A 14,211-nucleotide genomic window follows, 5' to 3' on the forward strand; every position below is an offset into this window, starting at 1 on the left:
CACGCCCCTCGCCTGCCATCTCGTGGATGGTCACAGATCAAACTGACTGCTCTGCCAGAGGATCAGAACACCGCTACACCGCCCGGCACCGAACCTGCTCGGATCTCGGGGTGTCAATGGCAACGATTCAGGCCGGGACAGTCGCCCCTATTGCCAGGCCGCTCAGAACTTGTCCCAGCCATCGCTATTGACAGCCACCCTCGCTGCACCTGGTGAAGCCAATGGCAGTGCGACCGGTCGGGCCGACGTTGCGGCAGTGCCATTCGCGCGTCGAGCGGGTTGTTTCCGCGGCGTCTGACGATTTGCTGCGGATGCCCGTCCAACCGCTCCGGCCGAAGCGGCGCCGGCATCATCGAGACGGAAGAACGCAATGGCCTGATTGAGTTGCCGTCCCTGGTCTTCGAGTGATTTCGAGGCCGCCGCGGCTTCCTCCACGAGCGCAGCATTCTGCTGCGTGACTTCGTCCATCTGCGTAATCGCCAGGTTGACCTGTTCGATCCCTCTGCTTTGCTCGGTGGACGCCGCCGCGATTTCGCCCATGATGTCGGTCACGCGCGCGACGGCCTGGGTGACGTCCGACATCGTTTTACCGGCCTCATTCGCGAGCACCGAACCGTCGTGGATTTTCTGCACGGAAGCGTTGATCAGATCCTTGATTTCCTTCGCCGCGCTCGACGAACGCTGCGCGAGGTTGCGTACTTCGCTTGCGACCACCGCGAACCCACGCCCCTGTTCACCTGCCCGGGCCGCTTCCACCGCCGCGTTCAGTGCGAGGATGTTGGTCTGGAATGCAATCCCTTCGATGATCCCTGTGATTTCCGCGATCTTTGTCGAGCTCGTACTGATCTCTCCCATCGTACCGACGACCTGACTGACCACCTCGTTGCCCTTCAGCGCCACTTCGGACGCGTTGGCGGACAGCGAGCTCGCCTGCTGCGCGTTTTCTGCGTTCTGCCTGACTGTCGAAGTCAGCTCTTCCATGCTTGATGCGGTTTCCTGCAGTGACGCAGCCTGCTGTTCCGTTCGTGAAGAAAGATCGACGTTGCCCGAAGCGATCTGGCTGGAACCAGTCGCGATACTGTCCGCGGCGGTGCGGACCTGACCGATCAGGCTGACGAGACTTGCCTGCATTTCGCCCATTGACGCGAGCACGCTACCGGCAGGCGCATGCTGCGCGCCTGCGACGGGACTCAGATCGCCGGCGGCAACGCGCTGCGTGATTTCACGAAGAGCTACCGGCTCGGCGCCGAGGGCACGCAGCAAACCCCTTGTAATCATCATGCCCGCCGCAACCGCCAGCGCCAGCGCGGCGAGGCAGATCGCCATCAGAACGTTTCGCTGTGTCGCATAACGCTGCGCCGATTCCAGAACCAGCGCATCGGCACGACTGCGTGTGTATTGCGTGTAATCGTTGGTTGCCTTGATGAGTTCGGCAAGTAGAGGACGACATTCTTCGGCAATTCTCTTCACGGCCTCGTCGTGTTTGTTCGCGACGGCGAGATCAACAATGCCTTTGGCAACGGGTGCATAGGCCGTCTCGATCCGGTTGATTTCTGCTACGAGGCTGCGGGCCTTCTCGGTCGAATCGGTCGCGGACGAAAGCATTTCGTTGAGCTTCGCAAGTCTCGACTCGACATCGATCTGGGCCTGTTCTTCAGCGGCCTTTTCGGTCGCGAAATCGCCCGGCGTGGTGACGAGCGCCATATTGCGCGCCGCAATTGCGCGCCGGTCGACCGCAGTTCGAACCTGCGCAGCCACATTGGCGCGGGCATTGACGCCCGACACGAAATTGGCAAACCGGTCGTTGGCATCGTTCAGTGCTTTCAACGAAATGCCTGACACGATCAGGACAATCGCGGCAAGCACCCCGAAGGCCCCCGTGAGTTTTGCCTTCACTGACAGATTGCTGAGATTCATCTTTCAACTCCAGTTGCCAATGGTCGATACGCGACGAAGAGAACTCCGGGCCGCATGGATTTCGAAACGTGCGCCGGGCGGCACACTGCGCAAATCTTTGCGCTCATGCAGCTTGCATAACGGCCTGGTTTCGCGTTGCTAAAGAGGGGAAATCGATGTGCAGCGGGTCGCAAAGGTTTGCGCGCAATTGAATTTCTAAATCGCGAAAATAGACGCAATTCTTCGGAAGATTACAAACAGTTGATTGGGCGAATGTGTCGGGCGCTGGAGGAATCCGGGATCCGGTCAACTCACCCTGCAACGCCGCAAAAAAGCAACCGCGATGCTTGATACAACGTGTTATCACCGGTGTTCTACCGGGAGCCTTAGAAGAGAGCGTGCGGTCGCTGGGAAGATCTCGACTTGCTCAGGATTCCCTGATCTATGGCATGGCTGAACGGTCGGCCTGCGCCACGGAATGTGCCCGTTCGTCTGCCCAGCGCATCTGTCGTATCGTGGCCATGCGGTAGCTGACAACCTGGTTTAGACCGGTACGCGGTACGCCTTACACGCCGCAAACACGCTACCGCTGGGGTACGCCGTCGCGCCACTCGCGTGCAGCGTGAAACCTCGGCATGAGCCGTTCAGGCGGCTATGAGTATAAGCAGAGAAAAGATATGAATTGGCAAGCGTTAGCGGAGATCGAAGCGCAGTCCGAGGATGGCTTCCACTTGTTTCAAGGTCCCATCGCGCCGCCATTGCATGCACCTTATGTAGCAGGTCCTTGCAGGTGGCATGTCGGGCGGCAAACAGGCCCATGTCGTTTGGTGGGTCGAGACCCATAGAATCGCGTTCAGGATTTCGCGCGGATGCCTGGGCGTCTTTCCGAAACGCCTTGCTTCATCGAAGCGGAAGAGGTTGGCGATACGGCCCCAGTCCGCGTCGCTCAGGGGTATGAATGCGGACATATCGTTCAATCGTCTTCTCTGCTGGGGACTCCAATTCCATCCCCGTCAGATGTTGATCGCATCATCGACATCCTTTTCCGAATCGCGTTGGACGTACCGGTGCTCTGCTACGGCGTAGTCATGCTAGCGGCTCATCCAGCCAAGGAGTTCTATCGCGTCCTCGGGGGTTACGCCATTGCCTCTGCAGCTAAACATCCTAGGCCGCGGCAAATCCGACTTCCATCGGGACTAGCGGATTGTGCCGTAGGAAATGGCTGATTTGCTTGTCAGGATTCACTTCCAAGTGCAGCGAGGCTGGTCGACCGGAGAACGCTCCGTCGCTGCCCGAAGGGCACCCAAATCACGGACGCCACCATTTGATCGAATCGGTCATTCAGAAAAAAGGGGCGGCTATTCCCCCCAGCGAATGACCGATTCGATCATTTACTGGGGTTTTCCCGGGTTTATATTGAGCGTTTCAATTACCTAGAATGCTCACAACGGTCACTTAGTTGCAGTGATAGCAGTCGAAAGCGCTACGGGAACCCGAAAACTGATTGCATCAGTCAGTTTCTCGCGACGTTGGGTGTACGGCGCGGACTTTTATTAGCTACTTCGGCACCCGTTGCGCGGGCGCCAATGAAGGGCAGCACGAAAGCTGCCCGCCAAGCAAAAGTGGAGAGATTCACCATGTCAGTCACGTTCAAGGGCATCGTGCCCGCTCTGATCACCCCGATGACATCGACCGAGGAAGTCGATGAGATTGGCCTTCGCACACTTATCGACCGCCTGATTGACGCGGGCGTGCATGGTCTCTTCGTGCTCGGTACGAATGGTGAATTCATTGCATTGTCGGAAACGGAAAAGCTGCGTATCGCCGCCATCGCGGTCGAGCAGGCGCGCGGACGAGTCCCGGTCATCGCGGGGACGGGCGCCTATGCGACGCGCGACGTCATCGAGCTCAACCACAAGATGCACGATGTAGGCGTCGATGCGTTGTCCGTCATCACACCGTATTTCAACGGCGCGACGCAGCAGGAGCTGTTCACTCACTACGAACGAATCGCACGCGGCACTTCGCTGCCCGTGATGCTCTACACGATTCCCGCCAAGGCCGGAGTGACGCTAAACGTCGACACGGTGCGTCGGCTCTCCGAAATTCCGAATATTCGCGGCATCAAGGACAGTGGAGGCGACTTCGACCGCCTCGTGCAACTGATCAGTTTGCGCCGGGATGATTTCGCCGTATTCACCGGCACCGACTCGATGATTCTGTGGACGCTGATTGCCGGCGGCGACGGTGCGGTCGCGGCGACGACCAACGCCGTTCCGAGCGTCGTGATGTCAATCTGGAACAACTTCCAGGCGGGCAACATCGAGGCGGCCCGTCGCGCGCAGGAGTCACTGCGCGCGCTGCGCGATGCATTCGCACTGGGCACGATGCCCGTCGTGCTGAAGACAGCGGCGGCAATGCTCGGCATGCCGGCTGGTCCTGCCCGCTCGCCGGCGCAGCCGCTCGATGATGCGGCTCGCGAGAGGCTCGCCAAAGCGATTGCGATCTATCCGCGAGCTGACTGAGCGCGAGGCGGCCGGGCCGCACCAATTTCACCGATTGACAGAGGCAGAGGCATTTCACATGAACACCGTCTATCACTTCCAGGGCGTCAAGCACATCGTTCACGGTCCCAACAGCCTGGACCAGTTGCCAGAGAAGCTGGCGCTGCTTGACCGGCCGATTCGCCGGATTGCATTCATTACGCAGCCAGTAATGGAAGAAAACGGCGTTGCCGGACGCGTCGTCGCCGCGCTCAGCGCGAAAGACATTGAAACGCTGATCGTGCGAGATGTGCAGCCCGAGCCTACGATTCAAAATGTCGAATCGGTGTACCACACCCAGATCGAGCCGTTCGCACCCGACGCTGTACTGTCGATTGGTGGTGGCAGCGTGCTGGATGCCGCGAAGCTCTTCGCTGTTCGACTGACCAATCAGCAACCGTTGCGCGAATGGCTGGGCATTGATTTGATTCAGGCGCCAGGCATTCCACTGATTCTCGTCCCCACAACCGCCGGTACGGGTTCCGAGGTGACGCCGAACGCCATCGTTACTCTTCCCGACGAGGAGTTGAAGGTTGGCATCGTAAGTCGCCACCTGTTGCCGCAGCTCGTTATCCTGGACGCGGCACTCACCGTTGACTTGCCGAAGCCGATTACGGCAGCAACGGGCATGGACGCTTTCATCCACTCACTTGAATCGTACATTTCAACCAAGGCGAACCCTATCAGCGACATGTTCGCGATGGAATCGATGCGGTTGATTGGCGCGAACCTCGTAGAAGCCTATGAAAATGGCCAATCGCTGAAAGCCCGCGAAGCGATGCTACTCGGGTCAATGTACGGCGGTCTTGCGCTCACGGCTGCCGGGACCGCGGCTGTGCACGCGCTTGCCTACCCGTTGGGTGGAATGTTCAACATCACGCATGGCGTCGCGAATTCGATGCTGCTACCACACGTGATGGCCTTCAACCTGGATGCAATCGTCGACCGCCTTGCGAATGTCGCGCGTGCCCTCGACATTGCGCAACACGGCGACAGTGACGAGTCGGCTGCCGACAAACTGCTGGCGCGTATTCATCAATGGACCGCAGCCATCGCCATTCCGCAGGACCTGCGCGTCTTCGGCGTCTCGGTGGACCATCTCGACGCACTCGCGCTCGCCGCATCCAAAGTGAAGCGCCTGCTCGGCAACAATCCAAAGCCGTTGAGCCTTGACGATATCAAGGCGATTTATAGCCGTCTGCTGCCATGAATACCTTGCCGGGCAGCGACGCGAAACTTCTTATCATCGGTGACGACCTGTCCGGCACCGCCGATTGCGCCGTCACGTGCACGCATCACGGGCTTCGCAGCGTCGTCACTCTCGGCGCCGAGCAGCCCGGCGCGACAGGCGATATCGATGTACTGGCCGTGGACATGGACACGCGCCGGTATGCGGCCACCGAGGCCGCACGCGCAAACACTCATGCCTGGAATCTCTTTGCCAACGGACGCCATGTCTACAAGAAGATAGATTCGACGCTGCGCGGGAACGTCGCCGCGGAGGTAGCGGCGCTCTCAGCCGTTGCTGGTATGGCCATAGTCGCACCGGCGTTCCCGCAAGCCGGCAGGACGACCCGCAACGGGCACCAGTTTGTGTTTGGCGTCCCGGTAGAAGCGTCCGAGGTCTGGCGAAACGAACACATTGCCGGGAATGCCGACTTGCGTTCGATGCTCGCCGGAGCAGGTCTGCGCGTCTGCCATGTCCCACTGGAAACAGTGCGAGCCGGCGTGTCACTGCTGCATTCGAAGCTCGCCGACTGCCAGCGGGGTCACTGGGATGCCGTAGTTTGTGACAGCGAAACCGAAGACGACCTCGCTACCGTGGCCGCAGCATCGATCGCGCTCACAGAAGTGTTCTGGGTTGGCTCCGCCGGGCTGGCGGCCCCGCTGGTCAAATGCCTGGCCGAATCCGCCTCGCAATCGACCAGTGCTGGAAGGAATGCGGCGCCCGCTTCGATGGAAGGCATGGCTGCTCAACGCGGGGTACTAGCGGTAGTTGGCAGCATGTCGAGTGTTTCGCATCAGCAGGTCGCGACATTGCGCTCGAACGCTGACGGCGCCGTCGACTTCTTCGAAGCAAATGCTCCGGAACTACTCGATGCGATCGGTTCCACCACACTCGCGCTCACCGCGGAGGTGACGAACGCGCTCACGCGTGGCCGGAGTGCAGTCGTTGCGTTGAGCCAGTCCGAGCGCATTCCTGTCACGGATGGCGCATTGCTGGCGCGGCGCCTCGCGGAGCGGCTTGCCCCCGTGGCCGAGCACGCGGGCGGAGTGATTGCAACCGGAGGCGAAACGGCTCGTGCCTTGCTAACGGCGATGGGCATCGCGTCGCTTGAAGTAGTCAAGGAAATCGAAAGTGGCGTGCCATTGCTCGCCGCTACGCACGGCGGTCGCACCTTGCCAGTTGTCACCAAGGCAGGCGGCTTCGGTCAGCCCGACACCCTGCATCGCGCATGGCGACAACTCGTCGCCATGCAGCAAGCGGATGCGCAAGCGCCGCGTCAACCTAGCGAAGAGGAAGCTATGACTTATCGTCCTGTAATCGGCATCACCATGGGCGATGCCGCCGGCGTTGGTCCCGAAATCATCATGAAAAGCCTCGCGCATGCGTCGGTGTATGAGCAGTGCCGTCCCGTCGTCATTGGGGATGTCTCGCGTCTGCGCGACGCGGGCCGTCGAGCAGGAGTCGATCTGGAAGTTCGCGCTATCAGTCGACCGTCAGAGGGGGAGTTTCGTCAGGGCGTGGTCGACTGCATCGACCTCGGACTCATCCCTGCAGACCTGCCTTATGGGAAGCTCTCCCCTATCGCAGGCGACGCGGCATACCAGTACATCGCCCGTACGGTGGAACTGACCTCGAAAGGCGAACTCGACGCCATCTGCACAGCGCCACTCAACAAGGAAGCGTTGCACGCGGGCGGCCATATCTTCCCCGGGCACACCGAAATGCTCGCCTATCTGACTGGCATCGATGAAGTGTCGATGATGCTTGTTGCACCCAACCTGCGCGTAATTCACGTCACGACTCACATCGGTCTGCTCGACGCGATTCGCAAAATCGAGCCGGGCCTCGTCCAGCGCACCATCGAACGGGCACACGAAACGCTGGTCCGCGCCGGCATCTCCAGTCCCCGCATCGGCGTCTGCGGAATCAATCCGCATGCCGGCGAGAACGGACTCTTCGGTTATGGCGAAGAGGAAGAGAAGATTGTTCCCGCGGTCAAGATCCTTCAGAACCGCGGATGGGACGTCGAAGGTCCGCTGCCTGCGGACACCCTGTTCTTCCGCGCCGGACGAGGCGATTTCGATGTGGTGGTCGCGATGTACCACGACCAGGGTCACGGCCCGGTGAAAGTGATGGGGCTCGAAGCAGGGGTGAATGTCACCGTCGGCTTGCCGGTTATCCGCACTTCGGTGGACCACGGGACGGCATTCGATATCGCCGGGAAAGGCATCGCCGACGAACGCAGCATGCTGGAAGCATTCCGCCAGGCCGTGGACCTCGCCACGCGTCACAACGAGCAGTCACCCGCCGACAGCGTCGCCTGATTTCCAGCGCAAAGGCGGGAACTGAGCATTGAGCAATACCGGCAGGCACATGCCGGGTCGTTCAATCCAATGCAAAAGCATCACCCGAAGGTCTTCCGGAGACAAGCTATGACCACCTTCAGTTACTGGGATACAACTATCATCATTGGGATAGTTGTCGCCTATATCGTCATAACCAGCCTGCTCAGTATTCGCTTGCGCAGCCGCAATTCGGAACAGTTCATGGTGGCAGGGCGTTCGATGCCCGCGGTAGTCGTCGCCATTCTGCTGATGTCCGAGTTCATCGGCGCAAAATCAACGGTCGGGACATCCCAGGAAGCATTCTCGGTTGGTATGGCTGCCGCGTGGTCGGTCCTGGCAGCGTCGATTGGATTCCTTGTCTTCGGCCTTTTTATGGCCAAGCGCCTGTACTCCTCGGGCGAATTCACCATCTCAGGCTTCATTGCAAAGAAGTACGGCAATGGCACGAAGCTCGTCGTGTCGGCCATCATGATTTACGCACTCTTCCTCGTGAACGTGGGCAATTACATCAGTGGTGCCGCGGCCATTGCGACGGTCATGCGTATCAATCTTCCCACCGCTGCAATCATCACCGCCGTCGTCAGTACCATCTACTTCGCGTGGGGAGGACTCAAAAGCGTTGCGTACCTGACGATCGTTCACAGCGCGGTGAAACTGTTCGGCATTGCCGTTCTCGTTGCTGTCGCGTGGAAGCTGTCGGGCGGCATCGGGCACATGGAGCAAAGCATGCCCCCGCACTACTTCACCTGGTCAGGTGCCCTGTCGGGCGGCACGATTGGCGCCTGGATTATCGGTACGGCCGGCGCCATTTTCTCGACGCAATTCATCATCCAGGCAATTTCAGCGACCAGAAGTCCCGAGGCCGCACGCGCGTCTTCGCTGATAGCCGCGTTCCTGTGTGTACCCATCGGTCTGGCGCTCGGCTTCCTCGGTGTAGCGGCGAAATATCTCTACCCCAATATCAACAGCCTTTACTCGCTGCCGGTGTTCCTGCAGCACATGAATCCGATTCTTGCCGGCGTTGTCACGACTTCGCTCGTTGCGTCCATCTTTGTGAGCGTCTGTACAGTCGCACTGGCCATTGCCTCACTGATAGTGAAGGATTTCTATGTGCCGCGGTTCAATCCCACTCCGGACGTTGAACTGCGTATGACGCGCTGGATCTCTCTGGTAGTAGGTTTCCTTCCGCTGGTTTTTGTCCTTTTCGCGCCCCAGATTCTCGCGTTGTCCTTCTTCACCCGTGCGCTGCGTCTTTCCGTCTCGGTTGTCGCACTGATTGGAATCTATCTACCATTCTTCAGCGGCAAGCGCGCCGCGGTTTGGAGCCTTGTCATTGCAACTCTCGCAACGACACTCTGGTACCTGATTGGCAACCCGTTCGGCATCGACAACATGTACATCGCGCTCGTCACGCCCGCGATCGTCCTTGTCGTAGGCAAGCTGCTGTTCCACAGCAGTAACCCCGACGTTTCGGGTGTTCACGACAAGGGGCTCACGCATCGTGAGTCGCACTGAATCAGCATTTCATCAGAGAGAATTTTCATGAACTCGAACTTCAGTGGTGTGGCGGCCGCCGTTTCAGATAACCGCGTTCGCACTGCCTACGCCGACGCGGAGCGCAAGGAGGCTTTCCTGCCCACGTCCTGCGTTCAGAACCATGCCGCAAATTTGCACGTACTCGATAACGGTGACCTGCTGTGCGTCTGGTTCGGAGGAACTCAGGAAGGCATTCCGGACGTATCCATCTACATGTCGCGTCTCGCGGCGGGGAGCGGCGAATGGTCTGCGCCGCAAAAGCTCTCGGACGACCCGACGCGTTCGGAGCAAAATCCAGTGCTCTTCAACGCTCCTGATGGCCGCCTTTGGCTAATCTATACCGCACAGTTGTCCGGACATCAAAACACGGCGATTGTCCGCCGGCGAGTGTCAATGGACGGCGGCATCACCTGGGGTCCAGTCGAAACGTTGTTCGACCGTCCCGGTACGTTCGTTCGCCAACCGATAATCACGCTCGCAAATGGAACGTGGATTTGTCCGGTGTTTCTGTGCCGCACGCAGGCTGGTGAACGTTGGGTCGGCAATGATGACGTTAGCGCAGTCATGGTTTCCGCTGACCAGGGTGGTTCATGGGAGCTATACGAAGTGCCCGAGAGTGTCGGCTGCGTTCACATGAATGTCCACGTTCTGCAGGATGGCTCGCTGCTGGCTCTCTACCGCAGTCGGTGGGCCGATTTTGTGTATGCGAGCCGCTCTACCAACGGGAAAGAATGGAGTGCTCCACAGCCGACTGGCGTGCCGAACAACAACTCCTCGATTCAGTTCACGGTGTTGAAAAACGGTCATCTCGCGCTTGTTTTCAACGAGAGCGATGCATCGCATAGCAAGGAGCGTCGAGCCTCCCTGTATGACGACATCGAGGATTCGGAGGACAGTGGCGAGTTGCGCGACCAGAAGGCCTCGGCGCGCGGCACTGCGTTCTGGGGCGCACCGCGCGCACCGATGTCGTTGGCAATCTCGGAGGACGGTGGCAAGACCTGGCGGCGCCGCCGCAATCTGGAAATCGGAGACGGCTACTGCATGACGAACAACTCCGCCGACCAACGCAATCGGGAATACTCGTACCCGTCCATCGTACAATCTGGTGATGGCGCGTTACACATTGCGTTCACCTGGTTTCGACAGAAAATCAAGTACGTATGCGTTGACGAATCCTGGGTGCGCGGCTGATGAGTCTCGCCATTGCGAATCGACAGTCAGTGCGGCATTTGGATAAACTTGGTGCTCGAGACGCGCGGAGCAACGCGCGAACTTTATCGGACCAAGAATTCACGCACATGAAAGTGACCAAACGCCGTGAGGCGATGCTGCAGGCAGTGCTCGGCGGGATGACGGATGTTGCAACGCTTTGTGAGCATTTCGGCATGTCGGAAGCAACGGTTCGCCGGGACCTGCGCGCGCTTGCCAGCGACAATCGGATTCTTCGCACCTACGGCGGTGCGGCGGCGGTCGGCTCGCATGAACGCGAACCATCGCTCGAGGAACGGCGAATCAGCTCGCCCGAGCAGAAGCAGGCGATAGCGCATGCAGCAAGTGAGTTCGTCGAAGACGGCGACACCGTGTTTCTGGATGGGGGAACGACCACCGCGGAACTGGCGCGACTCCTCGCCGGTCGCACATCCGTACACGTCGTCACCAATAACCTGCTGGTGGTCAGTCTACTTGTATCGTCGGGAGTTCAGGTGACGGTCATCGGCGGTGACGTACGGACGTCGAGCATGAGCACCTTGGGCCCGCTGGCGCAAATCGCACTGAGTCGCGTGAGTGTCGACAAAGCATTCCTCGGCGCTGACGGAGTCGTAGCGGAACTAGGGCTGTGCGAGGCGAGCAGCGACCAGTCCTACCTGAAGGAGTGCGTGATGCGCCAGGCCGCTCAGGTCTTCGTACTTGTGACGGCGGACAAACTCGGGAGGGCCAGTCAGCAGCACTGGACTCCGCTCGAGCGGGACTGGACGCTCATCACAGACGACGCGGCGCAACGAGAGCAGCTAGAACCTTTCACTGCGCAAGAACGGGTGACGGTTCGGGCGGTCAGCGTTAAAGGGTCTTTGCACATTCAATAACGACAGGAGGTGTGGTGGACCCATCGGAACAGCCGAGGTCGGCACGGCGTCATGCAGTGGTAACGGGTGCGTCATCAGGAATCGGAAGGGCAATTGTCGAGCGCCTGGTTTCTGACGGTTGGCGGGTTACCGGGCTTTGCCGCTCGCAGATTGCAGCGACGCACGATCTGCTGAAAATCGTTCCAGTCGACGTTACTGATTTCGACGCGCTTGGCCACGTTTGCGACGACCTGGGCGCTGTCGACGCACTGGTGCACGCTGCCGGCTTCATGCGTACCGCGCCGCTTGGTCAGCTTTCGCTCGATGACGGCATGGCGATGTGGCGCCTGCACGTCGAATCGGCGACTTATCTCGCCGACCGTTTGGCACCCGGCATGCCCGTGGGGGGAAGAATCGTGCTGGTGGGCAGCCGAACGGCCAATGGCGCTGCGACGCGTAGCCAATATGCCGCGACGAAGTCGGCGTTGGTCGGACTGGCAAGGTCTTGGGCTGCGGAGCTTGCGCCGAGAGGCATAACAGTGAATGTCGTGGCACCCGGGGCAACGGACACCCCTTTCCTTCGCGACCCGGCGCGGGCAGCAACGCCGCCCAGGCTTCCTCCCATTGGACGATTCATAACGCCCGACGAAGTGGCCGCCCTGACGGGTTTCCTATTGAGCGAAGCAGCCGGTTCAATCACGGGACAGCAAATCGTCATGTGTGGTGGAGCATCGCTCTAAGGGGACCGTTGTCCCGGATCGAAGTCCCTCGCGTCTCCTTGACATGCAAGCATCGACGTTGCTGCACGCGCACGACGGCCAGACCCTGAACCATCCGTGCGAGCACCTCGACATGACGCGGCAAGGCGTGACGCAGCATCTGGGCCTGCTGGAAGCGGCGAACCTCGTCGTTACGGTACGCAGCGGGCGCGAAAAGTTGCACTTCCTCACAGCACGGCGTTCGGCGCCTTCTTTGCCTGCGGCAGCCGATAAGAATAGTCGACGCCGCACTGCGCAAGCCAGTTCCACGTCGAATCGTAGACATTGATCGTGTACATGCCTCTCTCCCTACGTCGTGGTGCAGTGCCAACGGCGTGACGAGCCAGTCGGGCATCCGAGGGCCCTCCGTCTCCACGCGATCGAGGAGTGCGCAAATATCAGGTGTCGCGCCATTCCATCTCAACGATCTGACGACCATCAGATTCGTGAGTCCGAAATCTGCACAACGACTCGAAGCCATTTCTTCGATAGAACGACAACGCCGGTCCTGTATGACACCAGAGTTGGATTACCGCCGCGGGCGAATCTGCTCGTGCCCATGTAATCACCTGTTGCACCAGCAGGCTTCCCAAACCTTTGCGCCGGTGAACCGGATCGACCCACAGGCCGCCGATGCGATATTCGTCACCGTCCTTCCTGACGGCGAAAACGAAAGCGACAACACGCTGAGCCTGCTCGACGAGGAACATGCGAGAGCCTTCGGGCGCCGTCAATTTGCCGGCGAAGGTCTTCCAGTAGGCGTCGTCGCGGGCGCGCGCTTCATCGACGGTCTCCCAGTACGACTGTGGATCGCAGGCAAGCGCGCTCAGGCGAAGCGCCTTCAGGAGGCGCCATTCGTCCGGCCGCAAGCATCGGACAGCGAGGTCAGACGTCTTCATGGCAAACCTCGCTCAGGCATAGGTTTGAATCATCGACGAGCGGCATGCGCACCGCGCGCAGCCCGTCGCTGGCGGAGCCCCGGCAAGATGGCTCATGAAGGGACTTTTGCAAATGCCGCGCCATCTCTACGACTCGGTCGCAATGCGGGCCCCCGCCCGGGGCGATCGTCGCGGCGACCAGGACGTTGGGGAATGGCTGCCGCCTCGCGATACACCGCCGGTGCGGCGCGGCGGGAAAATACTGCCGCGCTCGTCGTCGCCTGTGCGACCGGTGCCATACTTTTTCCGGGACCAAGGCGAGCTTTCTGGGCAAAGCACAGTTGTGTGTAGACCGACAGGACTGAGTCAAGTGTCAGGCTTTTCCCGGCATCCACCCGACCCCGATGGCTGACCTCTCACATAGCCCTGCCGATAAGCAGGCCCGGAGTACGGGTCGCGCCCGGGTGATCGTGTTCACGCGGACGCGGCGGTCCTTGAGGTCGAGAATCCAGCTGTGTGCGAAGGCACGCACCGCGGCCTTCGAAGCCGAATACACGCTGAAGGCAGCGGTGCCCGCGCTGCCTGCCGAGGAACACCAAAAGCTCCGACAGAGTCGGGCCAAACCGGTCTGCGACGCGCTTCACGAATGGATGATCGCGCAACGCAAGCTGGTGTCGGAAGGCTCGGCGATTGCCAAAGCGTTGGATTACAGTCTTCAACGATGGGATGCGCTGATCCGCTATCTCGATGACGGTCACGTGCCTATAGACAACAACTGGGTCGAAAATCAGATACGTCCTTGGGCTATCGGCAGGTCGAACTGGACGGCCCATCGAACCGCGCCCGCAGTGATGCGGATCTGCTGGCACGCATTCGTGCGATTCACACGCGCTCCCGTGCCATGCCGCGCATTCACGCCGCACTGGCTATCCAGGGCATTCACGTGGGGAGGCAAACGGGTGGC

Annotated in this window: 10 protein-coding genes and 2 pseudogenes; 8 read left to right on the plus strand and 4 right to left on the minus strand. The window is 60.0% G+C overall.

Translation table 11 applies throughout. The features are described 5' to 3' along the window. Positions 1–162: 162 nt before the first annotated feature. Together L0U84_RS35705 and L0U84_RS44300 are read right to left on the minus strand one after the other, a co-directional pair. Positions 163–1,917 carry a methyl-accepting chemotaxis protein gene (locus L0U84_RS35705; protein ID WP_233857447.1) on the minus strand — a complete coding sequence of 585 codons (1,755 nt, stop codon included), beginning with the start codon at positions 1,915–1,917 and terminating at the stop codon, positions 163–165. Between the two features lie 671 nt (positions 1,918–2,588). Further along, positions 2,589–2,864, minus strand: coding sequence for a transposase (locus tag L0U84_RS44300; RefSeq protein WP_442794125.1), 276 nt, complete (start codon positions 2,862–2,864; stop codon positions 2,589–2,591). 669 nt (positions 2,865–3,533) lie between these two features. Here L0U84_RS44300 and dapA point away from each other — a divergent pair. The 7 genes from dapA to L0U84_RS35740 all read left to right on the plus strand — a co-directional run bounded on the left by dapA (position 3,534) and on the right by L0U84_RS35740 (position 12,351). Next, entirely contained in the window at positions 3,534–4,421 is an 888-nt protein-coding gene (dapA, locus tag L0U84_RS35710; protein ID WP_233857448.1) for a 4-hydroxy-tetrahydrodipicolinate synthase, read from the plus strand. A gap of 58 nt (positions 4,422–4,479) precedes the next feature. Beyond that, the gene (locus tag L0U84_RS35715) at positions 4,480–5,649 is read left to right on the plus strand and encodes an iron-containing alcohol dehydrogenase (RefSeq protein ID WP_233857450.1); all 1,170 of its coding nucleotides are present in this window, start codon (positions 4,480–4,482) and stop codon (positions 5,647–5,649) included. Beyond that, positions 5,646–7,991 (plus strand): 4-hydroxythreonine-4-phosphate dehydrogenase PdxA, encoded by a 2,346-nt coding sequence (gene pdxA, locus L0U84_RS35720; protein WP_233857452.1) that lies wholly within the window; start codon positions 5,646–5,648, stop codon positions 7,989–7,991. The genes L0U84_RS35715 and pdxA overlap by 4 nt, the downstream gene beginning before the upstream one ends. A gap of 108 nt (positions 7,992–8,099) precedes the next feature. Continuing rightward, positions 8,100–9,527: a sodium:solute symporter family protein gene (locus tag L0U84_RS35725; RefSeq protein ID WP_233857454.1), complete on the plus strand. Its 1,428-nt coding sequence runs from the start codon at positions 8,100–8,102 to the stop codon at positions 9,525–9,527. A gap of 27 nt (positions 9,528–9,554) precedes the next feature. After that, positions 9,555–10,739: a sialidase family protein gene (locus tag L0U84_RS35730; protein ID WP_233857456.1), complete on the plus strand. Its 1,185-nt coding sequence runs from the start codon at positions 9,555–9,557 to the stop codon at positions 10,737–10,739. 107 nt (positions 10,740–10,846) lie between these two features. Next, positions 10,847–11,632, plus strand: a complete 786-nt coding sequence (locus tag L0U84_RS35735) for a DeoR/GlpR family DNA-binding transcription regulator (protein WP_233857458.1) — start codon at positions 10,847–10,849, stop codon at positions 11,630–11,632. A 14-nt stretch (positions 11,633–11,646) separates the two neighbouring features. Beyond that, positions 11,647–12,351 (plus strand): SDR family NAD(P)-dependent oxidoreductase, encoded by a 705-nt coding sequence (locus tag L0U84_RS35740; RefSeq protein WP_233857460.1) that lies wholly within the window; start codon positions 11,647–11,649, stop codon positions 12,349–12,351. 416 nt (positions 12,352–12,767) lie between these two features. On the opposite strand, the gene L0U84_RS35745 is transcribed toward L0U84_RS35740, so the two are convergent. Next, positions 12,768–13,268 (minus strand): GNAT family N-acetyltransferase, encoded by a 501-nt coding sequence (locus L0U84_RS35745; protein WP_233857462.1) that lies wholly within the window; start codon positions 13,266–13,268, stop codon positions 12,768–12,770. A gap of 413 nt (positions 13,269–13,681) precedes the next feature. Further along, a pseudogene (locus L0U84_RS35750) lies at positions 13,682–13,839 on the minus strand (SDR family NAD(P)-dependent oxidoreductase); the annotation flags it as partial. Positions 13,840–13,843: 4 nt separating this feature from the next. Here L0U84_RS35750 and L0U84_RS35755 point away from each other — a divergent pair. Beyond that, positions 13,844–14,071 (plus strand): annotated as a pseudogene (locus L0U84_RS35755) (IS66 family transposase); the annotation flags it as partial. Between the last annotated feature and the right edge of the window lie 140 nt (positions 14,072–14,211).

The sequence above is a fragment of the Paraburkholderia sp. HD33-4 genome (genome assembly GCF_021390635.1).
In the GTDB taxonomy this organism is placed as follows: domain Bacteria; phylum Pseudomonadota; class Gammaproteobacteria; order Burkholderiales; family Burkholderiaceae; genus Paraburkholderia.

Coding starts and splice junctions, on each gene's coding strand:
- L0U84_RS35705 (WP_233857447.1), bottom strand. CDS start 1,917: ATGAATCTCAGCAATCTGTCAGTGAAGGCAAAACTCACGGGGGCCTTC.
- L0U84_RS44300 (WP_442794125.1), bottom strand. CDS start 2,864: ATGTCCGCATTCATACCCCTGAGCGACGCGGACTGGGGCCGTATCGCC.
- dapA (WP_233857448.1), top strand. CDS start 3,534: ATGTCAGTCACGTTCAAGGGCATCGTGCCCGCTCTGATCACCCCGATG.
- L0U84_RS35715 (WP_233857450.1), top strand. CDS start 4,480: ATGAACACCGTCTATCACTTCCAGGGCGTCAAGCACATCGTTCACGGT.
- pdxA (WP_233857452.1), top strand. CDS start 5,646: ATGAATACCTTGCCGGGCAGCGACGCGAAACTTCTTATCATCGGTGAC.
- L0U84_RS35725 (WP_233857454.1), top strand. CDS start 8,100: ATGACCACCTTCAGTTACTGGGATACAACTATCATCATTGGGATAGTT.
- L0U84_RS35730 (WP_233857456.1), top strand. CDS start 9,555: ATGAACTCGAACTTCAGTGGTGTGGCGGCCGCCGTTTCAGATAACCGC.
- L0U84_RS35735 (WP_233857458.1), top strand. CDS start 10,847: ATGAAAGTGACCAAACGCCGTGAGGCGATGCTGCAGGCAGTGCTCGGC.
- L0U84_RS35745 (WP_233857462.1), bottom strand. CDS start 13,268: ATGAAGACGTCTGACCTCGCTGTCCGATGCTTGCGGCCGGACGAATGG.